Below are 26,032 nucleotides of genomic sequence, written 5' to 3'. Positions count from 1 at the left end.
GGTGGACACGCTAGGGAAATGTCCGCTCCGTCCGCCGGCCGACGCGGCAGGATGTACCTCATGCAATTTATCCATGACATCGGCGGCGGCTTTTCCCTAGGACTGCGCACCCTGGACACGGCCGAGGAGATGCATCAGCTGACGCTTCGAAACCTGGACCGGCTCCAACCCTGGGAACCCTGGGCTCATGAGGAACAGACCCTGTCAGGGTCGGTGGATTTCACCCGCGCACAGCTTGCGGACTTCGTTGCCGGAACCGTACTTCCCGCCGTAATTATTTGTGGAGACTCGCTGATCGGCGCCGCGTCCGTGCGGCTCAACTCCTACCTGAAAACCGCGGAGCTGGGCTATTGGATCGACGCGGACCATGAAGGCAGGGGCGCCGTGACCCGTTCCTGCCGGGCACTGCTGGAGCACGCCCGGAAAGCCGGCATGCTCCGGGTGGAAATCCGAACGGTTGCCGACAACCAGCGGAGTACGGCAGTGGCCAAGCGGCTGGGCTTCGCCCTGGACGGTGTCCTGCGCGCCGCGCTGCCGGTGGGGAATCGGCGCATGGACGTGGCTGTCTATTCGCATCTGAACACCGGCGGCTAACTGCACCCGCCCGAAAGTTTGATGACCCGCCGGGTACTGGGGATTTGCTTCCGGGGCTGCCGTGCAGCTCCCCCCGAAGGTCACACCGCTGAGAGCCGCTCGCCGCGCCGGCTGAACTTTCGTACGGTCAGGGTGACCAGCACCAGCAGCGACGCAGAGACCCCGGCGAAGGCAAAGCCTGCCCACGGACCCACAATGTCAATGGCCGCGCCTGCCAGCGGGGCGCCGAGAGCCGTGCCGGACGTCAGCGCGGATCCATACCAGCCCATGGCTTCACCCCGGCGCTCTTCAGAAACCAGGTCGGCCACACGTTCGGACGCGGAGGACAGCACCGGAGCGCAGAGCAGCCCGGCCGGAATGGACAGCAGCGCCAAACTGATCGTGTCCGTGGCCAGGGCCATGGGAAGAGTCAGAACGGCCATCGCCAGCAGGAGCAGCATCGGCGAGATCCGCCGGCGCATTCCCCCGTAGATCAGCCCGCCCACCACGGATGCGGCGCACCAGGCGGCAAAGACGATTCCCACTTCCTGCGGGTTGCCGGAGGATTCCACCAGGGCCACGATGCCGACGTCGGAGCTGGACAGCAGCAGTCCCGCGCCCACCGCCACGGCAAAAACCACGGCCACGCTGAGCGTGAACCAGGAGAAACCCGAGCGCAGCCGCGCCCGCCGGCTCAGCACCGCCAGCGGCTGAAGCTCCGAAGAGGCCTCTGCCAGGTGCGCGGGAGCGGCAGCCACGACGGCAGCGTTGGCGGCTTCCCGCTCCTGGACCTCGGTGGCGGCCTTCTGCGGATTCTCGGACCGGGTGGGCGGGTTGAACCAGATCAGGAGCAGGCCGGCGAGCGACGTCGAAATTCCCACCAGGGTCAGTCCCACCACGGAGGAGAGCGAGGTGGCCAGGATGGCGCCCAGTGCCGGTCCGCCCATGAAGACAAGCTCGGTGGCGATGGAGTCCAGGGCAAAGGCCGTTCGGCGCTGCTCTCCCGTTGCCATCACGCCCAGGGACTGCCGCACCACGCTGAAGACCGGAAGCGTGAAGACGCCGCCGATCAGTGCCAGCACCAGCAGCCACTCATAGCTGGCGTGCGGAGCGATGGACCAGATGACCGCCTCGGAAATGACGGAGGGAATCAGGGCCCGGCGCAGGCCCACATTGTCCACCCGGCGGCCGCGCCACGGGGCGCCGAAGGCGATGCCCACCGTGACCACGGCAGCTACGGCGCCGGCCTTGGCATATCCCATGTCCATGGTCATGACCACGTGCAGGGTCAGCAGCACTCCGGCCGCCGAGTGCGGGAACCGGGCAATCATTCCAACCAGCAGCAGCCGGCGGATCGGGGCGACACGGAGCAGCTCCCCGTAGGAGGCAAAATTCACAGCACTTCTCTTCCGGCGGTCCCCCGCCCAACGGGTCAGCGCGTGATCTTGAGTTCCAGGGAATCCACGCGCTCAACAAACAAAGGATCGGCAGCGAGCCGTTGCTGCAGCAATCCGGCGATGCCCTGCACCGCCTGCGCATCCAGTCCCGGTGCCAGGTGAAGAACCATTCTAAGCTCAGGACCGGCACCGCCTCCGGCGATGACCGTTCCGCGCGCCGACCGGGTCGCCGTTGCCGGGGCCTGGACAAGCTCAACTCCGGTAACGGACGGTTCGACGTCGACCGCAGCAGACACGGCCCGGGCGACTTCCTGGTCCGCGTAGGACGGAGTCCAGTCCCGCTGCCGGGCCAGGGCCCACATGGCCGGGCGGCGCACCACGAAGGTAATGTCCGCGCCGGGGTCCACCACCAGCAGCTGCGCCTCCTCCGATACGGCTGAGAGCGCCGCACGGGCGGCATACACAGCAACAGGACGGGCCTTCGGATGCCAGTTCTGCAGCGCGGGAACGGACGTGAACACCGGCAGGGCCTTGCGTCCGTCCGGCGCCGTCAGCGTGACCAAAGCCATGTCTGCTTCCTTGTCCGCAACCAGGCCGTGATCGGATTCCGCTTCCTCGGCCAGGCTGGCGACAATGGGGACAAACACCCGGGCGGTGGCCAGCGTGGCCACCACCTGTGCTTCGGTGCCGCTGCCGTCCTCCAGCGCAGCCAGCGCTGCGAGGTAGCCGGCATCGGCGCTGCCGTCGTCGGCGTCGAAATTATGGAGCGGGTTGCCGTCGCCGGAGAGGTCCCGGCCGGCCCAGGACTGCCCGGCGGAATCGGCCGGACCGCCTGCCCCGGCGAGGGCGGCGGCAATGTGGCCGGGAAGGGCGCGCTCAGCCATGGGTCCTAGCGCTCCGGATGGCCGGCGATGTCGAAGGCCTGCGGCAGGGTGAAGGCGCCTGCATAGAGTGCCTTGCCCACAATCGTGCCTTCCAGGCCCAGGGGAACAAGTTCGCGCAGAGCGGCCAGGTCATCCAGGGACGAGATGCCGCCTGAGGCGACCACGGGGCGGTCGGTGCGCTGCAGCACCTCGCGCAGGAGTTCAAGGTTCGGTCCGCGCAGGGTTCCGTCCTTGGTGACGTCGGTGACTACGTAGCGCGGGCAGCCGGCGTCTTCCAGACGGGCCAGGACCTCCCACAGATCGCCGCCTTCCTTGGTCCAGCCGCGGGCTGCCAGGGTGGTGCCGCGGACATCGAGGCCGACGGCGATGGCCTCGCCGTAGCGGGCAATGGCACTGGCGGTCCACTCCGGGTTTTCCAGTGCGGCGGTGCCCAGATTGACGCGGCTGGCGCCCAGTTCCAGGGCCATATCCAGGGACGCGTCGTCGCGGATGCCGCCGGACAGCTCCACCTTGATGTCCAGCTGGTCAACAACGCGTTTGAGCAGGGGCAGGTTGGAACCGCGGCCGAAAGCTGCGTCAAGGTCCACCAAATGAACCCAGGCGGCGCCGTCGTTCTGCCAGGCCATGGCCGCATCGAGCGGATCGCCGTAGCTGGTTTCGCTGCCGGCTTCACCCTGAACCAGGCGGACGGCCTGGCCGTCAGCTACGTCAACGGCGGGCAGAAGTTCAAGGACGGGTGTTTCAACAAGTGACATGTTTTGCTTTCCGTGGGAATTCCGGCAGCGGCGATTGGTCAGACGCTGCTGTCGATCAGGAGGTAGGCGCCGAGCAGGGACATTCCCGCAAGGACCCAGAAACTAATGGTGATGATTTTGGACATGCCCTGGCGGCGGAAGGAAATTGCGCCGCCGATCAGAATTCCGGCAAGGCCCATCAGGATGACGCTCCACATAGCCCTAACCCAGCGTCTTCAGCCAGTTTTCCAGCAGCGCCGCACCGGCGTCACCGGACTTTTCCGGATGGAACTGTGTTGCGGTCAGCGGACCGTTCTCCACAGCGGCAATGAAGCGGCTGCCGTGCTCGGACCAGGTGACCTGGGGTGCGCGCATGGCGGGCTGGGTCACGTCGAAGTCCCACTTCTGCACGCCGTAGCTGTGCACAAAGTAGAAACGCTCATCCTCGATGCCGGCGAAAAGCTCGGAACCAGCCGGCGGCTCCACGGTGTTCCACCCCATGTGCGGCACCACTTCGGCGTCCAGGCGTTCCACGACTCCGGGCCACTCCCCCATTCCGGGAGTCCGCACGCCGTGCTCCACGCCCTCGTCGAAGAGGACCTGAAGGCCTACGCAGATGCCCATCACGGGACGTCCGCCGGCAATGCGGCGACCAATCAGGCGCAGCGCGTCAACCTCTTTCAGGCCCTGCATCACCGCGGCAAAGGCGCCGACGCCGGGCACCAGCAGCCCGTCGGCGTTCAGGACGTCGGCGGATTTGGAGCTCAGGGTGACATTGGCTCCGACATGTTCCAGGGCGCGGACAGCTGACCGGATGTTTCCGGAGCCATAGTCCAGGACCGTGACATTGCGGCTCACAGGGCACCCTTGGTGGAGGGGATGCCCTCGACGCGGGGATCCGATTCCACGGCAGCACGCAGCGCCCGGGCGAAGGCCTTGAACTGGGCCTCCACGATGTGGTGGGGGTCGCGTCCTCCGAGGACGGTCATGTGCAGGCAGATCTGGGCGTGCAGGGTGATCGCTTCAAAGACATGGCGGGTAAGCGAGCCGGTGAAGTGCCCGCCGATCAGGTGGTATTCCTGTCCTGCCGGCTCCCCCGTGTGCACGAGATAGGGCCGACCGGAGATGTCCACCACTGCATTGGCAAGTGCCTCATCCAGTGGAACCGTTGCTTCGCCGAAGCGCCGGATCCCAGCCTTGTTGCCCAGCGCCGTCTTCAGCGCCTCGCCGATGCTGATGGCGATGTCCTCGACGGTGTGGTGGACATCAATGTGAGTGTCCCCGGTCGCCTGGACCGTGAGATCCATCAGGGAATGCTTGGCCAGGGCTGTCAGCATGTGGTCATAGAACGGCACGGACGTGCTGATGTTGGACTGGCCGGTTCCATCCAGGTCCAGCTCCACTACCACTGACGATTCACTGGTAACCCGTTCGAGGCGGGCTGTGCGGCCGGTGGCGGTTTCCACGGTCATGGTTTTCCTTTGAAAGAAGATGGTCTCTGCTAACAGTTTAGTGTCTGCCGGCCGGTGCTGTTCCGGCCGCGGCAGCGCGGGCGCCCGGCCCAGTTACCGGATGCCGGCGGCCAGCAGCTCGCGGAGCCGTGCGAGGAAGGCGCTGGTCTCCGGCTCCGTGCCGGCGGTGACACGCAGATGGCCGGGGATCCCGACGTCGCGCACCAGGACGCCTGCCTCCAGCAGGCCTTCCCAGACGGCCCGGGGATCCTCCATTCCGCCGAAAAAGACGAAGTTCGCGTCTGAGGGGGCGGGCTTCAGACCCAGATCCTGCAGCTCGGAGACAATGCGGTCGCGCTGAACCTTGATGTCCTCAACGTTGGCCAGCAAAGCATCTGCGTGTTCCAGCGCAGCGTTGGCGGTGGCCTGCGTGATGGCGGACAGGTGGTACGGCAGCCGCACCAGGCGGAGGGCATCGGTAACCTCGGGGGCGGCTGCCATGTAGCCGATCCGGGCTCCGGCGAGCGCAAAGGCTTTGCTCATGGTGCGTGAGACGATCAGTCGCTCGCGTCCCGGCAGCAGTTCCAGGGCGCTCGGAGTGCCGGCATGGAAGAACTCGCCGTAGGCCTCATCCACGATCACGATGGCCTCTGACGCGGCCCCCGCCTCGTAGACGGCCTCCACAACATCCAGTGAAAGCGCTGTGCCGGTGGGGTTGTTCGGAGTGCAAAGGAAGACGATGTTCGGCGCCTCGGCGCGAACCTGTTCTGCAGCTGACTCAGCCGTAAGCCCGAAGTCGTCGCTTCGGCGTCCCGTGACGTAGCGGGTGCCGGTGCCGCTGGCGAGCAGCGGATACATGGAATAAGTGGGCGGGAAACTCATGGCCGTCCGTCCGGGACCGCCGAACGCCTGGAGAATCTGCTGCAGGACCTCGTTCGAGCCGTTCCCGGCCCAGATATTTTCGGAGGTCAGTCCGTGGCCGAGGTAAGCGGCAAGCCGGTCCCGCAGTTCCGTGAATTCCCGGTCCGGGTAGCGGTTCAGTCCGGCCACGGCCCGCTCCACGGAGATCGCAATCGCCTCCCGCACGGATTTCGGCAGGCCATGCGTATTCTCGTTGACATTCAGCAGGATGGGCACATCCAACTGGGGTGCGCCATAGGGCGTCAGTCCGCGGAGGTCATCGCGCAGAGGAAGTCGGTTGAGTCTCGCCAGCTGTTCAGTCACCTGTACAGCTTAAGACTCGAAGGCGGAGCGGGAAGAATCTGCGGGCTGCACGCCCTGCCTTGTTACGTCCCGCGTTATTGAGCACTGACTTATTTGGCTCTGGGTGTTTCGTCCTGAGGTGTTGCGGCTCAGCGTTGTTGCGGACTCAGCGTTCAACGGGAATGTAAAGCTGAGCACCAACGATGAGGCGGGATTCAGTCAGGTTGTTGAGTTCCATGATGTCTTCCATGACATCCCGCGGGTCACGCTCAGGAGCGAACTCCTGCGCCAGGCCCCACAGGGACTCACCCGCAGCCACACTGACCTGGACGGTTCTTGTCACGTCCGGCCCCCCGCTGGAGGCCATGGCGGGAGCGGTGAAGAAGCCCAGCACAATGAGCGCAGCCGCCGCGGCGAGCATCAGCGGGAGGCCGATGAAAACCAAACGGCCCCTGCGGGTCAGGTGCAGCGAGTTCGTCTTGACCGGCAGGGAAGGATTTGAAGGCCGGGAATCGAGGTGCTGTGAGGGAGATGTGTTTGACGCAGCTGTTTTTGACGCAGCTGTATGGATTGAAGCAGCTGTATGACTCGAATCAGCTGTTCGAGCTGTCGGGACTGTTTGGGTTGTCATTGCAACACCTTTCCGGTTCGATGGCTGCGGGAAATACCCGAAGCCATATTCGAACGATTGGAAGCTGATCGACTTACCCGAACCTCCGCTGAGGGCGGCTGTCGAAAGTATGTTCGATTTCTGCTGAGTTATTTCTAGCACCTATCTACTAATAAAGTCGAGACTCGCTCGAACAAATGTTTGAAAACACCGCACTGCTCGCTTAACGTTGAGGACAAGAGGGAACCTTCAACGGGTTCTGCGGATCGACTCGAAGCCCAGGCGTCGGAGCGGTTCCTCAGGATCACTGAATCAGCTGCCTCTGACATAACCGCCGGAACGGCTTGCACGGCCAATACGTCCCGGTTTGTACCCGATTAGACATTTACCGACCAGCCCCGGCATTGCCGGGACCAGCTGACCCGAAGGGAACCCGACGTGGCCCGCAGGACTGCTTCCGAAGACAGCACCAACAAACCAGCTGCCACAGGCACCCGTGCGCGCCCCAAGGGGCTCACCCCCAGGCAGAAGACCGTCCTGGAGATGATTCAGCGGTCCGTGAGCACCAACGGCTATCCGCCCACCATGCGCGAAATCGGCGACACGGTTGGCCTGGCCAGCCTGTCCAGCGTGACCCACCAGCTCATGCAGTTGGAGAAGCTCGGCTACATCCGCCGTGATCCGAAGCGCCCCCGCGCCATGGAAATCCTCATTCCCCTGATGCTCCGTGACGGATCCTCCGGTACGGCAGCCGAGGAGGCTCCGGGACGCCCCGGCTCCGGCACGGACAACAGCCCTTCAGCCGGCGCTGCGGGGCGCACCGGAGACCAGCGTGAAGAGGGCGCAGGCTCAGCCCCGGCGCTGGCCTCGGTAACCGAGCTTGCCACCTCCGTTGATACCGCCATGGTGCCGCTGGTCGGCCGCATCGCCGCCGGCGGACCCATCCTTGCGGAGCAGGTGGTGGAGGACATCATGCCGCTGCCCCGTCAGCTGGTGGGACACGGTGACCTTTTCATGCTGAAGGTTTCGGGAGACTCCATGGTTGATGCCGCCATCTGCGACGGTGACTGGGTGGTTGTGCGCCGCCAGCCGACAGCTGAGAACGGTGACATTGTGGCTGCCCTCCTCGACGATGAAGCCACGGTCAAGACCTTCCGGCAGCGCAACGGCCACACCTGGCTGCTGCCGCAGAACACGCGGTACGAGCCCATTGTGGGCGATCACGCCGTCATCATGGGCAAAGTTGTCTCGGTGATGCGCGCTCTTTAGCCGACGTCCCGGCGGGATCCCTGCAGCGGAAAGCACGCAAATGGCGGCCGGAAATATTCCGGCCGCCATTTGCATGTCCATGTCTTTGCTGCCCGGCCTCACTGGGCCGCAGAGTGCCGCGGTTAACTCCGCAGCCCGCCTATCCCGCCGACAGCTCCTCGGCTGCCGACTGCTCTGCGAGCCGACCCAAAACGGAGAGCACCACGGAGCGGTCCGTGGTGGACCAGAACGGCGGCAGCGCTGCGCGCAGGAAGCCCCCATACCGGGCCGTGGCCAGCCGGGAGTCCAGGACAGCCACCACACCGCGGTCCCCCGCCGCACGAATCAGGCGCCCTGCCCCCTGTGCCAGACGCACGGCGGCATGGGTCGCCGCCACGGACATGAACCCGTTGCCGCCGGCCTTGGCCACTGCTCGGGTGCGAGCGGTCATCAGCGGGTCATCGGGACGGGGAAACGGGATGCGGTCGATGAGGACAAGCCGGCACGCGGCTCCGGGAACGTCCACGCCCTGCCATAGCGACATGGTGCCGAAGAGGCAGGTATCCGGCTCTTCAGAGAACTGCTTGACCAGTGAAGACATGGAAGATTCCCCCTGGCACAGGATGGGGAAATCCACCCGGGTGCGCATGGCATCGGCGGCATCTTCGGCCGCCCGCCGAGAGGAGAATAAGCCCAGCGCGCCGCCGTTGGAGGCCTTAAGCAGCGCTTCGATTTCATCCAGCTGAGCCTCGGAGGTACCCCGCTCCGGCTTGGGCAGATCCTTGGCCACATACAGAATCCCCTGGCGCGGGTAATCGAAGGGACTGCCGACGTCGGTTCCGGTCCACGACGGTGCACCCGGACCCAGCAGGCCCAGGGCACCGGCCACCGGCCCGAACTCGGAGCCGATCGCCAGGGTTGCCGAGGTCAGGACAACGGTGTGCCCGTCAAACAATCCTTCACGCAGCCGTCCCGCCACTGACAGCGGGGCAACGTTCAGGGTGGCGGGGGCGGTCTCGTCGGGCGGTGAAAAACCTCCCGACGGGGAGAAGGAACTGGGCCGGGACGCCCAAATCACCTCGCCGGCCGCCGGCGCCGAGATCAGCCGCTCGCAAACAGTCAGCACGGCCATAAGCCGTGAACGGGCCGTCTGCCGGCCACCGTCTGCGGTTTCCCCGGGCTCGGGCTTGGAATCAGAGAGCGCCACTCGGCAGGCCTCGCGAACGCGCCCCACGGCCTGTTCCTGCTCTTCGTTCAGTCCGCTGGCCAGCAGGCCGGAGGGAACACCCTCCATGGACTGCTCAAAGGCACGTGCCGCCTGCGCCAGCTCCTCCACGCTGGCAGAGGTGTGTTTGCGCGCTGCGGTAACAGCGGCAGTAATCACCGTGCCGGAGAGCTGGCCGGTGACGGCACCGGTGACGCGGTCCTGCAGTTCGTGCGCCTCGTCAATGACCACCACGTCATAGTCCGGCAGCACGGCCAGGCCTTCGAAGGCAGCAATCGCCAGCATCGCATGGTTGGTGATCACGACGTCGGCCACGGCGGCCTGTGCACGGGCACGCTCGCTGAAGCACTCAGCGGCCACCGGACACTTCTGTGCTCCCAGGCACTCCATGGAGGTCACCGATACCTGCCGCCAGGCCCGGTCACTCACACCCGGGACCAGATCATCCCGGTCGCCGGTGTCCGTTTCCTCCGCCCATTCACGCAGCCGCACCACTTCCCGGCCCATGGCCGAGGTGGGAGCCGGTGAAGGGTGGGCGACGCCATGGTCATCTCCCAGCGTGAACAGGGCACCGGCGGGATCTTCCTCTTCAGGAAATCCCCCGCCGGTCTTGTGCAGGCAGACATAATTGCTGCGGCCCTTGAGCAGTGCCACGTCCACTTCGCGGGGGAGCTGCGGCTGAAGGGTCTTGAGCAGCCGAGGCAGGTCCCGGCCCACAATCTGGGACTGCAGGGCCAGCGTTGCAGTGGACACCAGCGTCGGCTTGGTGCTCTCCAGCGAGTGATGGATCAGCGGCACCAGATAGGCCAGCGATTTGCCGGTTCCGGTGCCCGCCTGAACCAGCAGGTGCTTTCCTTCGTCTATGGCCTGCGTGACCTGTCGGGCCATTTCATGCTGGCCCGGGCGGTTTTGTCCGCCCATGCCGGCAACGGCGGTGTCCAGAAGTTCCAGGACTTCGCCGGTGGTGTCTTTACTCATGGGTGACGAACGGCTCCAGTTCAGCAGCAAGGCCTTCGCGGACCATGACATGCAGCCGGGTTCCGGTTTCGGAGTGGTCCACGGACAGGATTTCAGTGTCCGGGCTGTGCAGCCGGGAGACCACGTCTCCGCGGTCGTAGGGAACCATCAGCGTCAGGTCCACCGCGGGGCGGGGAATCCCTTCGGAGATCGCCTGCAGCAGCTCGTCGATGCCTTCACCGGTACGGGCGGAGACCACCACGTGGCGGCGTTCCTTCTGCCGGAGGCGTTCCAGGACAAACGGATCGGCGGCATCGGCCTTGTTCAGGACGATGATTTCCGGAATCTTGCGGGCATCAACATCCGTCAGCACAGTGCGGACGGCGGCAATCTGGCCCTCCGGGTCAGGATGGGAGGCATCCACGACGTGCAGGATCAGGTCAGCGTCCGCCACTTCCTCCAGCGTGGAGCGGAAGGCTTCCACCAGCTGGGTCGGCAGCGACCGGACAAATCCGACGGTGTCCGCCAGGGTGTAGCCGATCCCGTCTTCGGTCTGGGCCTTGCGGATGGTGGGATCCAGGGTGGCGAACAGGGCGTTCTCGACGAGGACACCGGCATCCGTCAGCCGGTTCAGGAGCGACGACTTGCCCGCGTTGGTGTACCCGGCGATAGCCACCGAAGGAACCTGGTTGCGCTGGCGGTTGGCCCGCTTGGTTTCGCGTGCAGGTTTCATGCCCGCGATTTCGCGCCGCAGTTTCGCCATCCGGGTACGGATCTTCCGCCGGTCCAGCTCAATCTTGGTTTCACCGGGACCACGTGAACCCATGCCGGCGCTTGCGCTGCCCACCTGGCCGCCGGCCTGCCGGGACATGGATTCGCCCCAGCCGCGCAGTCGCGGCAGCAGGTACTCGAGCTGGGCCAGTTCCACCTGGGCCTTGCCCTCGCGGGACTTGGCATGCTGGGCGAAGATGTCCAGGATGAGGGCCGTCCGGTCGATGACCTTGACCTTGACGATGTCTTCCAGTCCGCGGCGCTGGGACGGGGCCAGTTCGCTGTCCACGATGACCGTGTCAGCGCCGGTGGCGGCCACGATGTCCTTGAGTTCCTGGGCCTTGCCGGATCCCAGGAAGGTGCCCGGATCGGGCTTCAGGCGGCGCTGGATGACGCCGTCGAGCACCTCGGAGCCTGCCGTTTCGGCGAGGGCTGCCAGTTCCTGCAGGGAATTCTCGGCGTCGGCCGCCGTTCCTTCGCTCCACAGTCCGGCCAGTACCACCCGCTCCAGGCGAAGCTGGCGGTACTCGACTTCGGTTACGTCTTCGAGTTCGGTGGACAGGCCGGCCACGCGCCGCAGTGCGTGCCGCTCGCGAAGGTCTTCCTGGTCGCCGTCGTGCACTGAATGCCCGGCGTCCTCGGAAGAGAGAGCCTGGGCTCTGCCGCGCGGGACGTCCCGGGCGGGAGCTTTGGCCTCCGCAGCGCTTTCCTTGGCGAGGATCCTGTCAATGACCCCCTGGATGTCTTCGGGGCTCAGCTCCGGTGTGGGCTGAGCGGAACCGGACGTGCCAGGACGGGAATTGTTGATCGTCATATTCTCCTTATAAGCCGTGTTCTCCATGGTAAGTCAGGGCACGGACATTTGGGGGCGCGATTTGCCCGCCGCTGAATCCGGTTTCCGCTGCCTGCCGCAGACCCACTAATCTGGTTTGTTATGGGTTCAGACCATTACTTCAGTTCACAGCCGTCCGGGCCCGAGGTCCGCCGGCCGCTCCATGTCACGCTCGATGGCCGGGAGCGTACCCTCGTTACTTCCGGCGGCATCTTCAGCCCCGACGGCATCGACAAAGGCACTGTGATTCTGCTGGACGAAGTTCCGTCCCCCTCCCCGGAGGGGAATTTGCTGGACATTGGCTGCGGCTGGGGGCCGGTGGCGCTGACCATGGCCCTGAAATCCCCGGCAGCCCGCGTGTACGCCGTGGATGTGAACGAGCGGTGCCTGGCCCTGACCCGTGACAATGCCGCCGCACTGGGCCTGGACAATGTCACTGCCAGCCGGCCCGAGGACGTCGATCCGCAGCTGCGGTTCGACACCATCTGGTCCAATCCGCCCATCCGCATCGGCAAGGACGAGTTGCATGCGCTCCTGCTTCTGTGGCTGCCGCGGCTGGCGCCGGAAGGAACCGCGTGGCTGGTGGTGCAGAAAAACCTGGGAGCGGATTCACTGCAGAAATGGCTGACCGAGCAGCTGGGGTCCGGATACTCGGTGTCCCGGCACAGCACCGCCAAATCCTTCCGGATCCTCAAAATTACCCGCAGTCCCGAAGACAGCTGACTGCTCAGCGGCGGGCCGCACTAACACCGGTCTTGAATTCCATGACAGCTTCAACCGCCCGTCGCAGGGGTTTATTCCGGCCGTTCCTAGAGTAGGGTTCCGCGCGCCACAATGACGGCGGGGCCGCTGAGTTCCACGTGCTCGCGGCCGTCTTCAGCAGTCAGGAAACGGACCCCGACGACGCCGCCGGGCACCGTGACCGCCCAGTCGTTCGGGGCATCCCGGCCGGCCCAGAAACGGATGGCAACGGCTGCTGCGCAGGCGCCGGTGCCGCAGGAAAGGGTCTCCCCCACACCGCGCTCATGCACGCGCATGGTCAGCAGACCCACGCCGTTTTCGACCAGAGGCTCGGCGGGGACCACAAATTCCACGTTGGTGCCGTTCTCCGGCTCCGGCTGCACGGTGGGCGGAGTCGTCAGTTGAGTGGCTGCGAGTTCGGACAGCTCGGCCAGGGCCACCACGGTGTGCGGGTTTCCCATGCTGACGGACAGTCCGGGGCGCGGTACTTCCAGGCCGTCGGCGTTGACGACGGCGTCCATGGCCTTCGCGGCGGCATGGTCGGGGTAGATGAACTCCCAGGGACCCATGTCCACGGCGTAGCCGCTGTCCACCCGGGTGATTGTTTTGATGCCGGCGCGGGTGCCGATGGTCAGGGTTTCCCCTTCGGCCAGATTCACCAGCCCCTCGGCGAGCAGGAAGTGCACGAAGACCCGCACCCCGTTGCCGCACATCTCGGAGATGCTGCCGTCCGCATTGCGGTAGTCCATGAACCACTCCGCAGCGGGATCACTTTGCAGCAGGGCCTGGCCTTCAGGCAGGTGCTCGGAACGCACGGCCCTGATGAATCCGTCTGCGCCAATGCCGCGGTGCCGGTCGCATACCGCCGCCACTTCGGCAGGCGTCACTTCGCGTCCCCCGTCGGGGTCGGCCACCAGCACAAAGTCGTTGCCGGTGCCGTGGCCTTTGGCGAAGGGCAAACCGGCAAGAGAAGCGGGTAAGCCGGAAGCGGACAGAGCAGAAGAGAGAGTTGTGTTCACTGTTCAAGGATAGCGGCGGCAGCCTTGCCGGTCAGTTCGGGGTCGTCCCAGTCCAGCCAGGTGATCCGCGGATCTGCGCGGAACCAGGTGAGCTGGCGGCGCGCGAACTGCCGGGTAGCCACCACTGTCTGTTCGACTGCCTCGGCCACTGACGATTCGCCGTCCAGCACGCGCAGGAACTGGGAATACCCCAAGGCGCGGCCGGCAGTCCGGCCCTCGCGCAGGCCGCGGCCGGCGAGGTCTTCCACTTCGGCGAGCAGGCCTCGGTCCACCATCCGGTCCACGCGTGCTGCCAGCCGCTGATGCAGCAGGCTGCGCTCCACGCTCAGGCCGATCTGGACTGCCGGCTGGAAGTACTCCCGGACGGGCATGAAGGAACTGAACGGCCTGCCCGTCAGCTGGTGCACTTCCAGGGCCCGCACCACCCGGCGGCCGTCGCCAAGCCGGTCCGCGGACACCGGGTCTACGGCACGCAGACGCCCGCGCAGAGCCCCCAGTCCCTGTTCGTCCAGTTGACGTTCCAGGGCAGACCGCACTGCCGGATCAGTGCCCGGGAAGTCCAGCACATCCAGGGCCGCACGGACGTAAAGCCCGGACCCGCCCACGAGGATCGGATACTTTCCCCGTCCCTGGATCTCGGTGATGAGACTGCGGGCGGATGCCTGGAACGCCGAGACGCTGGCTTCCTCCCGGACATCCATGATGTCCAGCAGGTGGTGTGGAACGCCGCGCCGCTCCGCGACGCTGATTTTCGCGGTACCGATGTCCATGCCCCGGTAGAACTGCATAGCGTCGGCATTGATGACTTCCCCGCCCAGCTGCAGGGCCAGTGAAACGCCCAGATCCGATTTGCCGGAGCCGGTGGGACCGACGACGGCGATGACCGGGCGGGCGCGCGCAGCCTCGGCGGCAGTCACCGGACGCACCCGGGAGACGGGGACAGCACTAGGAGCGCGGGGGCAGTGCCGGCATGCCCAGGGAGACACCGGCTTTGCCGCCGGAAGCACCCGGAGCGGGGACTCCGCACGATTCCGCCTGTGACCGGTCCCAGGCGTCACCGGCGCGTGAACGGCGCAGGGTGTAATCCGCTGCGGTCGCGGGGTCCGAGACCAGGTGGAAAGCAGCTGCGGACGTCACGGGCACGGTGACGAGGTCTCCGGGCCGGGGTACCTCGCAGCCCTCGGGCACCGAGAAGTGCACCAGGCGCTGATCACGGGAACGGCCGGAAAGGCGACCTGTTTCTTCGGACTTGCGGCCGGAACCGGCGGTAACCAGAACTTCCACTGTGGTGCCCACCTGTTTGGCATTCTCTTCGGCCGCGATGCGGTCCTGGAGGGCGGTGAGGCGTTCAAAGCGTTCCTGGACCACTGCCTTGGGCAGCTGGTCCGGCAGCTCTGCGGCGGGGGTGCCCGGGCGCTTGGAGTACTGGAACGTGAAGGCCGTGGCGAAACGGGACTTCTCCACGACGTCGAGCGTGGCGGCGAAGTCCTCTTCGGTCTCGCCCGGGAAACCCACAATGATGTCGGTGGAGATGGCGGCGTGCGGCATCCGCTCACGGACACTGTCCAGGATGCCGAGGAACTTCTTGGACCGGTAGGACCGGCGCATGTCTTTGAGGACCTTGTCGGAACCGGACTGCAGCGGCATGTGCAGCTGCGGCATCACGTTGGGGGTTTCCGCCATTGCGTCGATGACGTCCTGGGTGAACGCAGCCGGATGCGGGCTGGTGAAGCGCACCCGCTCCAGGCCTTCGATGGTGCCGCAGGCACGCAGCAGCTTGGCGAACGCGCCCCGGTCTCCAAACTCCACGCCGTACGAGTTAACGTTCTGGCCCAGCAGCGTAACCTCAATCGCGCCGTCGTCCACCAGCGCCTGGATTTCGGCGAGAATCTCGCCCGGGCGGCGGTCCCGTTCCTTGCCGCGCAGGGAAGGGACAATGCAGAACGTGCAGGTGTTGTTGCAGCCCACGGAAATGGAGACCCAGCCTGCGTAGACGGAGTCGCGCTTGGTGGGCAGTGTGGAGGGGAAAACATCCAGGGATTCCAGGATTTCCAGCTGCGCTTCATCGTTGTGCCGGGCGCGGTCCAGCAGGGCCGGCAATGAGCCGATGTTGTGCGTGCCAAACACTGCATCCACCCACGGCGCCTTGCGCTGGATGGTGTCGCGGTCCTTCTGCGCCAGGCACCCGCCCACGGCAATCTGCATGCCCGGACGAGTTTCCTTGACGTGGGCGAGCATGCCCAGGTTCCCGTACAGCTTGTTGTCCGCGTTCTCCCGCACCGCGCAGGTATTGAAGACGACGACGTCGGCCTCGTCGCCTTCCGCGGGAACATAACCGGCGTTCTCCAGCAGGCCGGAAATGCGCTCGGAATCGTGGACGTTCATTTGGCACCCGAAGGTCCGCACCTGATAGGTGCGGTGATGCTGCTCGGACGGGCTCGGGGAAGATGTCGGGGAAGATACTGTCAAACTCACAGTCCTAGGGTACCTGCCGCGGACCGCCGGAGGAGGCGCCGGCTGATAGCCGGGTTTAGTACCAGTTGTTGGCGTAGTGGAAGTTCAGTGCCGAGCAGGGGCTGCCGTACCGGGATTCGATATAGCCCAGGCCCCAGTTGATCTGGGTCTTGGGATTGGTGAGGTAATCAGGTCCCGATGATGCCATTTTTTCGGCGGGCAGTGACTGGACAATGCCGTAGGCGCCACTGCTGGCGTTGGTGGCGCTGGTCATCCAGTTGGATTCCTTTTCCCACAGGGTGTTCAGGCAGGTCATTTCCGAGGCTGCCCATCCATGGCCGGCCAGGGCAGAGACGGCGTACGCTTTCGCCCCGGCGGGATCATCCATGGGAACAGACGCTGCTGCGGCGGCGGCCTCTTCCGCGGCGCGGTCCGCGGCAGCCTGGGCGTCAGCTGCTGCCTTGGCTGCAGCTTCCTGCTCGGCTGCAACCCTGGCCTGCTCGGCCGCGGCAGCCTGAGCTGCTTCTTCGGCTTTCAGCTCTTCGGCAGCTCGAGCTTCCTCCGCTGACTTTTCTTCAGCGGCCTTTTGTTCAGCAGCCTTTTCTTCAGCGGCCTTTTGTTCAGCAGCCTTGGCCTCCTCTGCTTTGGCGTCGGCCGCCTTCTTGGCATCATCGGCGGCAGCGGTGTCAGCTGCCTTCTGCTGCTCATCGCCGTCGGTATCTCCCGCGGCGCCGGCCTCATCAGCCGGACCGCTCTCAGCGGTGTCCGGGGCGGCGGTGGGAGAAGTCAGACTGACGAGGCTGGCCCGCAGTTGGTCATTTTGGACGGAGGCGCCGGCGATTCCAAAGAAGGCCAGTCCGCCGGCAACCGCCACGGCCCCGATGCGGAGCTTGCGGGTCCGGCTGGCCTGCCGGCGTTCCTGGGTAAGGCCGCGCCGGCCGGGAACATCGTTGGATTTGTGGCTGTCGCTCTGGGTGTCTTCGTTGCCGAGGGCATCTTTTTGGAGGGAAGTCATAGAACCGAGACGGTAACGACCGTCCCTGAGCGGCTATCTCAATTGCATAACGATCCACTTGACATGCGTGTCGCTAACGGGTTCAATACCACCCTTTGTCTTCGGAGTGCTGCCAAGCGGCACAGGGGCTGCCGTACCGGGAGCTGATGTACCCCAGACCCCACTCGATCTGGGTCCGATAGTTGGTGCGCCAGTCTGCACCAACGCTGGCCATCTTGTCTCCGGGCAGTGACTGGGGAATCCCGTACGCCCCGCTGTAGGGGTTATTTGCGCTGGTCCGCCAGCCGGACTCCCGCTGCCACAGGTTCACCAGACACCGAAACTGATCCTGTCCCCAGCCATAGCCGGCCAGCCGTCCGGCAGCGTAGGCCTGGGCGGCGACCGGGTCGTCAACCGGCCCGGGAGAGGGCACGGGCAGCGGATCCGGTACGGGAGCAGGCTGTGGGACTGGAGGAGCAGATGGTGCAGGAGGTGGCAGCGGTGCTGGTTGGGGTGCTGGGACCTGAGGCAGCGGAGTGGGATTAATCACCGGATCGGGCTCAGTTTTACCGGGCGGCGGAGCCGGATTCCTGCCGCTGCTGTCTCCGGCGTCGTTTTCTTCAGCCTCCCTGGCGGCTTCTTCGGCGGCCCGCGCTTCCTGCTGCGCGCGATAGGTCTCTTCGGCCTGAAGCCCCCTTAGCCGCTGCGCTTCGGCCTGCACACTGCTGTCCCGCAGCTCGGCGAGCTGCTCGAGCAGCACGGTGCTGCGCTCCTGGGCATCTTGTACTGCCTTGTCAGCTGCAGCCGCAGCTGTTTGCGCCTCAGCAGCCAGCTGCAGGGACGCGGCAACTGATTCTTCCCGGCTGTCCAGGGCGGCAGCTTCACGCTCCTCAAGGCTGCCCAGCACCTGCGCAGCCGAGGCGGCCTGCAGCTGGAGGCTGTCAGTGCGGCCGGAAATACTCTGCAGCGTGGTGAGCCGGTCCATGGCCCCCACCGCGGCATCGGCATCCAGCAGCAAGAGCAGGCTGGAATCCATTCCGCCCGTCTTGTACGTCTGCGCCGCCAGTGCGCCCATCTGTCCGGTCAGCTCCGAAGCAGTCCGGGACGCTTCCAGCCTCTGGGCCGAAAGTACTTCGACGGCCCGGCTGTTGATCTCTGCCTCGTCCACGGCACGCTGATGATTTGCCGAGGCCTGTACGGCTTTGGTTCCCAGGCTTCCCGCCTCGGCCGACAGTTTACCGAGGAGAGCTTCAATTTCAGCGGCCTGCGCTGCTTTGGATTCAACGCTGCGCTTGGCCTGCTCCACCTGCTCCCACGAGGGAAACTCTGTACCGGAGGCAGGCACAGCACTGAAGGCCGAGGCGGCAAGCACCCCGACCAGCACGGCGGAACCCAGGGAAAGACGAGTGAACTTCTTGCCCGGCAGCAACAGAGTCAACATCGTGGCCCAGCATACGGCACCGCCTCAGGATTCCCGCAGGTTTCCTACCACTCGTCCTCGGGGCGCTCTTCAAGGACGTCACCGATGATCTCGTTGACCACGCGGTACCCCACCGACGGCGAGTACCCCTTGCGGGCGAGCATGGAGACCAGCCGCTTTGCCTGCTTGTCCCGGGCTGCCCGATCCGTCAGGTCCACTGAGGGCTGCAGCTTCCTGCGCGCCAGCGTCCGGGCAGCTTCCAACTCATCCTCATCGCTGACCTGCTCCAGGGCTTCTGCTGCCAGCTCCCCCGAAATGCCCTTCTCGGCAAGTTCACGCTTCAGCGCACCACGTGCGAGGGACTTGGAACGCGACCGGCTGTCCACCCACATGCGGGCAAACTCAGCGTCGTCCACGAGCCGAACTTCCTCAAAACGGTCCAGTACCGCCTGTGCAACGTCCTGGGGGATGTCCTTTTCGGCCAGCTTCACCGCCAGCTGGTGCCGGCTCTTCGGGGCACTCGTCAGCTGCCGCAGGACAATGGTGCGGGCAGCACCGTACGGGTCACGCGGTTGCTCCCGCGGCTTCGCGTCCGGCTCCCCCGGCGAACCGCCTGCCGGGGGAAATCCACTGGTTTGCTGCTGCACGAATGCCTAGGAGTTCTTCGGAACGGCCTTGAGCTTCGCTTCCGCTGCAGGAGCTTCCTCGGTAGCCGGTCCGTCAATGCCCAGCTTTTCACGCAGGCGGCGCTCCAGCTCATCGGTCAGTTCCGGGTTGTCGCGCAGGAACTTGCGGGCATTTTCCTTGCCCTGGCCCAGCTGATCACCGTCGTACGTGAACCAGGCGCCGGACTTCTTCACGAAGCCGTGCTCCACGCCCATGTCGATCAGTCCACCCTCACGGGAGATTCCCGTGCCGTAGATGATGTCGAACTCAGCCTGTTTGAACGGCGGGGCCATTTTGTTCTTGACGATCTTGGCGCGGGTTCGATTGCCCACCGGAACCGTACCTTCCTTGAGCGTCTCGATGCGCCGGACATCGATGCGCACGGAGGCATAGAACTTCAGCGCCTTACCACCCGTGGTGGTTTCCGGGCTGCCGAACATGACACCGATTTTTTCGCGGAGCTGGTTGATGAAGATGGCCGTGGTGTTGGTGTGGCTCAACCGTCCGGCGATCTTGCGCAGTGCCTGGCTCATGAGCCGGGCCTGCAGGCCCACATGGCTGTCGCCCATGTCGCCCTCAATTTCCGCACGCGGAACCAGTGCGGCCACGGAGTCGATAACCACTACGTCAACCGAACCGGAACCGATCAGCATGTCCATGATTTCCAGTGCCTGCTCACCGGTGTCCGGCTGGGACACCAGCAGCGAGTCCGTATCCACGCCGAGCCGTGCAGCGTAGATGGGATCCAGGGCATGCTCGGCATCGATGAACGCGGCAATGCCGCCGTTCTTCTGTGCGTTGGCAACAACGTGCAGCGCCAGGGTTGTCTTACCCGAGGATTCCGGGCCGTAGATCTCCACGACGCGGCCGCGGGGAAGCCCGCCTATGCCAAGTGCCAGGTCCAAGGCGATCGAACTGGTGGAGATGGTCTCTGCCGGAGCGCGGACCTCGTCTCCAAGCCGCATGATCGAGCCCTTGCCGTACTGCTTATCGATTTGGGCCAGCGCTGCTTCAAGTGCCTTTGCGCGGTCGACTGCTGCTGCCATTCTTCACCTCGGTTGTTGTGGTTTTACGTGGCCCGGAGGCCGGTTGTCCTGCTCACCTACGACCATAAGCGGCGGCACTGACAAAACAGCGGAGCGGACTGCCGTGGGGATATCAGGGGCAGTTTTGCGGTCGTGTCGCCCCTGTGTAGGAGCTTATCCTCATCCGAACAGGTATTCGAATATCCGCTTCGGCGTGTCCCGCCTTTAACGCGGCCAGCCTCATTTCTTGGGCTGGATGTCCCGCCCCAAGCGTCGTTCCGCCGGGACATCCTGGACATCACAGACCGCCAGCCAGACAGCCTTCGGTTCGATACCCCCGCTGAGGGCTTCCGTTGCCGTCCTGCCGCCAAGGGAGCCGAGCACGAGGTCCGCGGCAAGCACCCTTGAGTAGGCCGGCCCAAACTCATCATCCATGAGCCGCCAGAAATCACTGAGTCGCATCGCTTAATCTTCTCACGTCCATGCGCCTCTAGAATGGAGACCATGACCGAGCAGGAATCTTCCCCAGAAGCACGGCACCATGAAGCGGCCATCGACACCTTGGAGCAGGCCCTCTCGGTGTTGTGGCGCCGGGCGCGGTCCAACTCCTACAAGGTGGCCCGCGAGGTGCATCCGGATATGGAACCGGCAGCCTACGGACTGTTGGTCCTGCTGCAGAAGCAGCAGGACATGCGGCTAACGGACATTGCCGCCAGCATCGGCATCGGCAAGCCGTCCGTGAGCCGCCAGATTGTCATGCTGGAATCGCTTGGCCTGGTCCAGAAGCACGCTGACCCGCTGGACGGCCGCGCCCAGTCCATCTCTCTCACCCCTGCAGGCTCAGAGGCGCTGGCCAAGACACAGTCGGCCCGCAAAGAGTTGTTCCGGACACTGCTGGAGGATTGGGATGATGAGGAGCTGGAGCAGCTGGGGTCACTGCTGACCAAGCTCAACCACTCCTACGCCCGCGAACGGTAATGGCTGCCCGGAAACCGAGCCAGTGCTGGCTCAACGGCCGCTGAACGGCAAAAAAGACCCCGCCGAAACGGCGGGGTCTTTTTCTTGGCACTGGGCAGGCTGCCCGATGGAGCGGCAGCACTGCGGATGTAGGTCTACGGAGTGCGGGCCAGGTCCCGAGCCATGTCCTCCGGGAAATCGCGGGCAAACTCGCGCGAGAATTCCGACGGCACGGTATCGGGTATGGCGACGCCTTCTGCAGTCGCCACCCGGTCACTGACCTCACGAAGCATCAGGGACAAGGGCACATCAAGCGCGGTGCAAATAGAGGACAGAAGTTCTGATGATGCTTCCTTTTGGCCTCGCTCCACCTCGCTGAGGTAACCAAGTGAAACGCGTGCGCTGTGTGACACCTCGCGCAGGGTACGGCCCTGACGCTGGCGGACATCGCGCAGTACGTCGCCAATTTCATGACGAAGAACAACCATTTTGCGCTCCTTTGGTTCCCGGTGTGCATCTTCCGCCAACCCTACATCCCGCCAGCGAATAACGCCGTTCACGGATACGGGTTGCTTAACCATCTGTATCGTCCTGCTCCCTATGTGTGGTCCGACTGCGGGTGTACCGCAGATATCTAAAGATCGTAATCGGGAAACCTTGGTGGTTCCTGATACTAACAACTCAGCTCCCCCGGGTTTTGTTCCCGGCACCGATTGCCCTGTGTCAGATCCCCATCATGGCCGGTCCGACAGAACCCGGGCAAGCAGTAACAGTGCTTCGTCACGTGTTTGCCGTCGGATGGCTGCTCTGTCGCCTAAAAACAAATATTCTTCGACCAGGGTCCGTTCAGCGGATACGACGGCGATAAACACACAGCCCACAGGCTTCCCGTCGTGCGGTTCGGGCCCCGCAACTCCAGTGGTGGACACTGCCACGTCCGCCTCCAGGGCGCGGCGCACGCCGTCGGCCATTTGGCGGGCCACCTCGGCGTCGACCGAACCTGCGGCAGCCAAAAGCTCAGCGTCGACCCCCAGGGCTTTGTGCTTCACGGCGTTCGAGTAAGCCACCACTCCGCCGGCCAGAACGGCGGACACCCCGGGGACGGTGCCGAGTTCGGCGGCCACCATGCCGGCAGTCAGTGACTCGGCGGTGGCCAGGGTCAGTCCTGCCGCCGAGGCGGCGCGCACCACCGCTGCAGCATCGGCGGTTCCAGCCGTGCCGCCGGGCAGCGTCACCGGCCGCCCGGGTTCTGCAGCGCACTCCGGCGCAGCTGGACTGCCTTGATGACGTAATCAATACCCGTGACCACTGTGACCACCAGAGCGGCGGCCATCACGACGGCGCTGATCCACCAGGCCCAGCTGCCAAGCCACGTTGTCAGCGGCAGCAGGTACAGGAAGATCGCGAGAGTCTGGATCACGGTTTTCAGCTTGCCTCCGCGCGACGCCGCCATGACGCCGTAACGGATCACCACGAACCGCATCAGCGTGATGCCGATTTCGCGGACCAGGATCACAATGGTGACCCACCACCAGAGCTCACCCAGCGCCGACAACATGACAAGGGCCGAGCCGATCAGCAGTTTGTCCGCAATCGGGTCTGCGATCTTGCCGAAGTCGGTGATCAGGCCCCGGCTGCGGGCGAGATCGCCGTCCAGCTTGTCGGTATAGATGGCGACGGCGAATGTGGCCACCGCCAGCCAGCGGTACAGACCATGGCGGCCGTCATCCGCCAGCAGGAGCCAGATGAAAAGCGGAACCATCAGGATCCGCACGACCGTCAGTACGTTGGCGATGTTCAGAAGGGGGGCGTTCCCGGTAGAAGAGTTGCTCACGCTTCCAGCCTAGCGGGGATTCAGCGCCCGGTCAGACTCCACGCGTCCTCGGATCCGCCGTCTTCGTCGCCGCCTTCGCCGTCGTAATACTCGGTGGCCTGCTGCCGGCCCTCCAGATCCTGGGCCACCAGGTCAACCGGGCCGTCCGGAGAGCCGGGTTCGAAGCCGTGGTTGACGTTGGCGTTTTCCGCCAGCGCTGCGGTTTCAGCGGCCCCGGGGCCGCCGGCGGCCTCTCCCCCGCTGATGGCCGCCAGCGTGGCAGCCAGATCATCAGGCTTGACCAGCACGTCGCGGGCCTTGGAGCCCTCGGAGGGCCCGACGACGCCGCGCGACTCCAGCAGGTCCATCAGGCGCCCGGCCTTGGCGAAACCGACACGCAGCTTGCGCTGAAGCATGGAGGTTGAACCGAACTGCGTGGTGACCACCAGTTCCGTGGCCTGCAGCAGCACATCCATGTCGTCGCCAATGTCGTCTTCGATCTGCTTTTTGGGCGCGCTGACGGTGACGTCTTCGCGGTAGACCGCGCCCAGCTGGCCCTTGACATGCTCCACCACCCGGTGGATTTCCGATTCGGTGACCCAGGCACCCTGGACGCGGATGGGCTTGTTGGCGCCCATGGGCAGGAACAGGGCGTCACCCTGGCCCAGCAGCTTTTCAGCACCTGGCTGGTCCAGGACCACGCGGGAGTCGGTGACCGACGACGTGGCAAAGGCCATGCGCGAAGGCACGTTCGCCTTAATCAGTCCGGTGACCACGTCCACGGACGGGCGCTGCGTTGCGAGCACCAGGTGGATGCCTGCTGCACGGGCAAGCTGGGTGATGCGCACAATGGAATCTTCAACGTCGCGCGGGGCAACCATCATCAGGTCAGCGAGCTCGTCAACGATCACCAGCAGGTACGGGTAAGCCTTGACCACACGCTTGGACCCGGCCGGCGGAATGACCTTCCCGAGCTTGACGGCCTTGTTGAAGTCATCAATGTGCTTGAAGCCGAAGTTGGCAAGGTCGTCATAACGGGTGTCCATTTCCCGGACCACCCACTGCAGGGCCTCGGCGGCCTTCTTCGGATTGGTGATGATCGGAGTGATCAGGTGCGGCACGCCCTCGTAGGCGGTCAGTTCCACGCGCTTGGGGTCCACCATCACCATGCGCACTTCGTCCGGGGTGGAGCGCATAAGAATGGAGGTGATCATGGAGTTCACGAAGGAGGACTTACCGGCACCGGTGGCACCGGCCACCAGCAGGTGCGGCATCTTCGCGAGGTTGGCAACCACGAAGCCGCCCTCCACATCCTTGCCCACACCCATGACCATCGGGTGTTCGGTCTTGCGGGCGGCATTGGAGCGCAGCACGTCGCCCAGGGCCACCACTTCCTTGTCCGCGTTCGGGATTTCGATGCCGATGGCGCTCTTGCCCGGAATCGGAGACAGGATGCGCACGTCCGAAGAGGCGACGGCGTAGGAAATATTCTTAGACAGGGCGGTGACCCGCTCCACCTTGGTGCCCGGGGACAGCTCGATTTCGTAGCGGGTGACCGTGGGTCCGCGGCTGAAACCGGTAACGTGCGCTTCGACCTTGAACTGGTCCAGCGTGTTGGTCAGGGCGTCGACGACGGCGTCATTGGCTTCGGAGCGCTCCTTCGCCGGCGGACCGGCGGGCAGGAACTCGGACGGCGGAAGCGTGTAGGTCACGTCACCCGAGAGCTGCAGCTGTTCAGTGCGCTGCGGAATGGGCGTGGCCGGGGTGAGGTTCCGGACCGTGCGTGCCGGAACCGGCGGCACCGCGGGCAGTACGGGGGCGGCAAGGGTCTCGGCAGCTTCGGGGACCATGGCAATGGCTTCGGTGGGCGGCTCGGCGCCGTCGAACACGTTGTCCACGGGGAGTCCCTGCTCGCGGCGGATCTTCTGCGTGGCCAGTTCGGACCGGGTGGGGCGGCGGACTCCCGGCGGGACGGCAGGCTCGGCTTTGGCCGCTGCTGCCGCTTCCTCGTCTTCGTCGGCCAGGACGGCACGTTCGAATGCCTCGTCCCCGGCGAAGCCTTCCACGGGGATCTCCTCACCGGCTTCGGCATTGCGGCCGAACATCCGTGACTTCTTTTTCGGTGCCTTCGCCGGGCGGCGGTCCCGTTCGTAGAGGTAGCTCTGGTCGTGTGCCTCGGGATCATCCGGGGCGAGGTCCTGACCCATGAGGTGCTCATACAGGCCCCGCAGGCGCAGCGGAATATGCCGGAAGGGCGTGGCGGTGATGATGAGCAGGCCCACGAACACCAGGAAGCCGAGCAGGATCGCCACCGGCCACGCAGTCAGCGCGGCAGAGAGCGGTCCGGCCACCAGGAAGCCGACAATGCCGCCCGAAGCCCACAGCCGGTCAAATCCGTCCGAAAGCGCGGGGGAACCGCCCACAATGTGAGTGATGCCGGAGCCGGCGAAAAGAATAAGGGTCAAACCGATGCTGATCCGGCTGTTGGCGCGGTGGCGTTCCGGGTAGCGGAAGAGCCTGACGGCACCGGTAAGGAGCAGGAAGGGCACGACGACGGCCATCCAGCCGAAGGTGCCGGCCGCGCCGGCATGGATGATGTCGGCCACCGGACCGCGCAGGGCCCACCACTCAACCGTGGCAACGGCCAGCGCCGTGAGAATCAGGAAGAATCCGGTGCCGTCCCGGCGGATGTCGCGGTCAGGACTGACGTCGGCACCGAGTTTGCGGATGCCCGCACCGGCGAGCCTGGCCACTGCCATCCAAGCGCCCTGAACCGCGCGCAGCGGAAGCGGCACCTGTTCGGCGTCGGCCTGCGCTTTGCCGGCGGTACCGGAGCGGCCGGTCGCCTTGCCCCGGGGCTGGGTTTTGCCGGAGCTTTTTCCTGAGGTGCCCCCGGCGTTCCGGCTGGTGGTCCGGCCGGAAGCACCGCCGCGCGCGGCAGGGGAAGTACGAGTGGCCATACGCTCCACCGTACCCGATGGGGCCGGGCAATCCGCGGATTTGCGCGTCTGCCCGACCCCGTCGAAGTTGATCCCGGCTGCATTCCGGGACGATTCGG

Annotated in this window: 26 protein-coding genes; 4 read left to right on the top strand and 22 right to left on the bottom strand. The window is 65.2% G+C overall.

Annotation, left to right across the window (positions count from 1 at the left end; all coding sequences use genetic code 11):
- Nucleotides 1–60 precede the first annotated feature (60 nt).
- The gene (locus KG104_RS06315) at nt 61–594 is read left to right on the top strand and encodes a GNAT family N-acetyltransferase (RefSeq protein ID WP_207347585.1); all 534 of its coding nucleotides are present in this window, start codon (nt 61–63) and stop codon (nt 592–594) included.
- Between the two features lie 80 nt (nt 595–674).
- Here the strand turns inward: KG104_RS06315 and KG104_RS06310 are convergent, their stop codons facing one another.
- The 8 genes from KG104_RS06310 to KG104_RS18030 form a co-directional block, all read right to left on the bottom strand.
- A complete protein-coding gene (locus tag KG104_RS06310) occupies nt 675–1,970 on the bottom strand; it encodes an MFS transporter (RefSeq protein ID WP_104055422.1) in 1,296 nt (431 codons plus the stop codon).
- Nucleotides 1,971–2,005: 35 nt separating this feature from the next.
- On the bottom strand, nt 2,006–2,854 hold the full coding sequence (locus KG104_RS06305) for an SseB family protein (protein WP_104055421.1): 849 nt from the start codon (nt 2,852–2,854) through the stop codon (nt 2,006–2,008).
- A 5-nt stretch (nt 2,855–2,859) separates the two neighbouring features.
- Nucleotides 2,860–3,609, bottom strand: a complete 750-nt coding sequence (gene priA, locus KG104_RS06300) for a bifunctional 1-(5-phosphoribosyl)-5-((5-phosphoribosylamino)methylideneamino)imidazole-4-carboxamide isomerase/phosphoribosylanthranilate isomerase PriA (RefSeq protein WP_104055420.1) — start codon at nt 3,607–3,609, stop codon at nt 2,860–2,862.
- Nucleotides 3,610–3,647: 38 nt separating this feature from the next.
- A complete protein-coding gene (locus KG104_RS06295) occupies nt 3,648–3,806 on the bottom strand; it encodes a hypothetical protein (protein ID WP_181032386.1) in 159 nt (52 codons plus the stop codon).
- A gap of 4 nt (nt 3,807–3,810) precedes the next feature.
- On the bottom strand, nt 3,811–4,446 hold the full coding sequence (hisH, locus tag KG104_RS06290; protein WP_104055419.1) for an imidazole glycerol phosphate synthase subunit HisH: 636 nt from the start codon (nt 4,444–4,446) through the stop codon (nt 3,811–3,813).
- The gene (gene hisB, locus KG104_RS06285; RefSeq protein WP_207347584.1) at nt 4,443–5,060 is read right to left on the bottom strand and encodes an imidazoleglycerol-phosphate dehydratase HisB; all 618 of its coding nucleotides are present in this window, start codon (nt 5,058–5,060) and stop codon (nt 4,443–4,445) included. Before hisB ends, hisH begins: the two co-directional genes overlap by 4 nt.
- A gap of 93 nt (nt 5,061–5,153) precedes the next feature.
- The gene (locus KG104_RS06280; protein ID WP_207347583.1) at nt 5,154–6,263 is read right to left on the bottom strand and encodes a histidinol-phosphate transaminase; all 1,110 of its coding nucleotides are present in this window, start codon (nt 6,261–6,263) and stop codon (nt 5,154–5,156) included.
- 145 nt (nt 6,264–6,408) lie between these two features.
- Nucleotides 6,409–6,687, bottom strand: coding sequence for a LysM peptidoglycan-binding domain-containing protein (locus tag KG104_RS18030; RefSeq protein ID WP_237687004.1), 279 nt, complete (start codon nt 6,685–6,687; stop codon nt 6,409–6,411).
- A 603-nt stretch (nt 6,688–7,290) separates the two neighbouring features.
- On the opposite strand from KG104_RS18030, the gene lexA reads away from it, so the two are divergent.
- Nucleotides 7,291–8,121 carry a transcriptional repressor LexA gene (gene lexA / locus KG104_RS06270; RefSeq protein WP_237688681.1) on the top strand — a complete coding sequence of 277 codons (831 nt, stop codon included), beginning with the start codon at nt 7,291–7,293 and terminating at the stop codon, nt 8,119–8,121.
- Between the two features lie 139 nt (nt 8,122–8,260).
- Here the strand turns inward: lexA and KG104_RS06265 are convergent, their stop codons facing one another.
- Nucleotides 8,261–10,303 (bottom strand): ATP-dependent DNA helicase, encoded by a 2,043-nt coding sequence (locus KG104_RS06265; protein ID WP_207347581.1) that lies wholly within the window; start codon nt 10,301–10,303, stop codon nt 8,261–8,263.
- Nucleotides 10,296–11,867: a GTPase HflX gene (gene hflX, locus KG104_RS06260; protein ID WP_104055413.1), complete on the bottom strand. Its 1,572-nt coding sequence runs from the start codon at nt 11,865–11,867 to the stop codon at nt 10,296–10,298. The genes KG104_RS06265 and hflX overlap by 8 nt, the downstream gene beginning before the upstream one ends.
- Before the next feature lie 120 nt (nt 11,868–11,987).
- Here hflX and KG104_RS06255 point away from each other — a divergent pair, with 120 nt between their 5' ends.
- Nucleotides 11,988–12,608: a class I SAM-dependent methyltransferase gene (locus tag KG104_RS06255; RefSeq protein ID WP_207347580.1), complete on the top strand. Its 621-nt coding sequence runs from the start codon at nt 11,988–11,990 to the stop codon at nt 12,606–12,608.
- Nucleotides 12,609–12,694: 86 nt separating this feature from the next.
- Here the strand turns inward: KG104_RS06255 and dapF are convergent, their stop codons facing one another.
- From dapF to KG104_RS06215, 8 genes are all read right to left on the bottom strand, one after another.
- Nucleotides 12,695–13,645 (bottom strand): diaminopimelate epimerase, encoded by a 951-nt coding sequence (dapF, locus tag KG104_RS06250; protein WP_207347579.1) that lies wholly within the window; start codon nt 13,643–13,645, stop codon nt 12,695–12,697.
- Nucleotides 13,642–14,562 (bottom strand): tRNA (adenosine(37)-N6)-dimethylallyltransferase MiaA, encoded by a 921-nt coding sequence (miaA, locus tag KG104_RS06245; protein WP_207347578.1) that lies wholly within the window; start codon nt 14,560–14,562, stop codon nt 13,642–13,644. The genes dapF and miaA overlap by 4 nt, the downstream gene beginning before the upstream one ends.
- Before the next feature lie 28 nt (nt 14,563–14,590).
- A complete protein-coding gene (gene miaB / locus KG104_RS06240) occupies nt 14,591–16,120 on the bottom strand; it encodes a tRNA (N6-isopentenyl adenosine(37)-C2)-methylthiotransferase MiaB (RefSeq protein WP_207347577.1) in 1,530 nt (509 codons plus the stop codon).
- Between the two features lie 55 nt (nt 16,121–16,175).
- Nucleotides 16,176–17,114 (bottom strand): aggregation-promoting factor C-terminal-like domain-containing protein, encoded by a 939-nt coding sequence (locus KG104_RS06235; RefSeq protein WP_207347576.1) that lies wholly within the window; start codon nt 17,112–17,114, stop codon nt 16,176–16,178.
- 82 nt (nt 17,115–17,196) lie between these two features.
- The gene (locus KG104_RS06230; protein ID WP_207347575.1) at nt 17,197–18,534 is read right to left on the bottom strand and encodes an aggregation-promoting factor C-terminal-like domain-containing protein; all 1,338 of its coding nucleotides are present in this window, start codon (nt 18,532–18,534) and stop codon (nt 17,197–17,199) included.
- A 44-nt stretch (nt 18,535–18,578) separates the two neighbouring features.
- Nucleotides 18,579–19,160: a regulatory protein RecX gene (locus KG104_RS06225; protein ID WP_104055408.1), complete on the bottom strand. Its 582-nt coding sequence runs from the start codon at nt 19,158–19,160 to the stop codon at nt 18,579–18,581.
- A gap of 6 nt (nt 19,161–19,166) precedes the next feature.
- Nucleotides 19,167–20,225: a recombinase RecA gene (gene recA, locus KG104_RS06220; RefSeq protein WP_104055407.1), complete on the bottom strand. Its 1,059-nt coding sequence runs from the start codon at nt 20,223–20,225 to the stop codon at nt 19,167–19,169.
- Between the two features lie 219 nt (nt 20,226–20,444).
- Nucleotides 20,445–20,666 (bottom strand): DUF3046 domain-containing protein, encoded by a 222-nt coding sequence (locus KG104_RS06215; protein WP_104055406.1) that lies wholly within the window; start codon nt 20,664–20,666, stop codon nt 20,445–20,447.
- A 42-nt stretch (nt 20,667–20,708) separates the two neighbouring features.
- On the opposite strand from KG104_RS06215, the gene KG104_RS06210 reads away from it, so the two are divergent.
- Nucleotides 20,709–21,182 carry a MarR family winged helix-turn-helix transcriptional regulator gene (locus tag KG104_RS06210; protein ID WP_104055405.1) on the top strand — a complete coding sequence of 158 codons (474 nt, stop codon included), beginning with the start codon at nt 20,709–20,711 and terminating at the stop codon, nt 21,180–21,182.
- A gap of 134 nt (nt 21,183–21,316) precedes the next feature.
- Here KG104_RS06210 and KG104_RS06205 read toward each other — a convergent pair whose 3' ends face one another.
- From KG104_RS06205 to KG104_RS06190, 4 genes are all read right to left on the bottom strand, one after another.
- Nucleotides 21,317–21,742: a helix-turn-helix domain-containing protein gene (locus KG104_RS06205; protein WP_104055404.1), complete on the bottom strand. Its 426-nt coding sequence runs from the start codon at nt 21,740–21,742 to the stop codon at nt 21,317–21,319.
- A 153-nt stretch (nt 21,743–21,895) separates the two neighbouring features.
- The gene (locus tag KG104_RS06200) at nt 21,896–22,396 is read right to left on the bottom strand and encodes a CinA family protein (RefSeq protein ID WP_237688680.1); all 501 of its coding nucleotides are present in this window, start codon (nt 22,394–22,396) and stop codon (nt 21,896–21,898) included.
- Entirely contained in the window at nt 22,393–22,995 is a 603-nt protein-coding gene (gene pgsA, locus KG104_RS06195; RefSeq protein WP_258060524.1) for a CDP-diacylglycerol--glycerol-3-phosphate 3-phosphatidyltransferase, read from the bottom strand. Before pgsA ends, KG104_RS06200 begins: the two co-directional genes overlap by 4 nt.
- 20 nt (nt 22,996–23,015) lie before the next feature.
- Nucleotides 23,016–25,934: an FtsK/SpoIIIE family DNA translocase gene (locus KG104_RS06190; protein ID WP_104161848.1), complete on the bottom strand. Its 2,919-nt coding sequence runs from the start codon at nt 25,932–25,934 to the stop codon at nt 23,016–23,018.
- Nucleotides 25,935–26,032: the final 98 nt, after the last annotated feature.

The organism is Arthrobacter sunyaminii, assembly GCF_018866305.1.
GTDB lineage: Bacteria > Actinomycetota > Actinomycetes > Actinomycetales > Micrococcaceae > Arthrobacter_B > Arthrobacter_B sunyaminii.
This window is presented reverse-complemented; position numbering and strand designations above follow the sequence as displayed.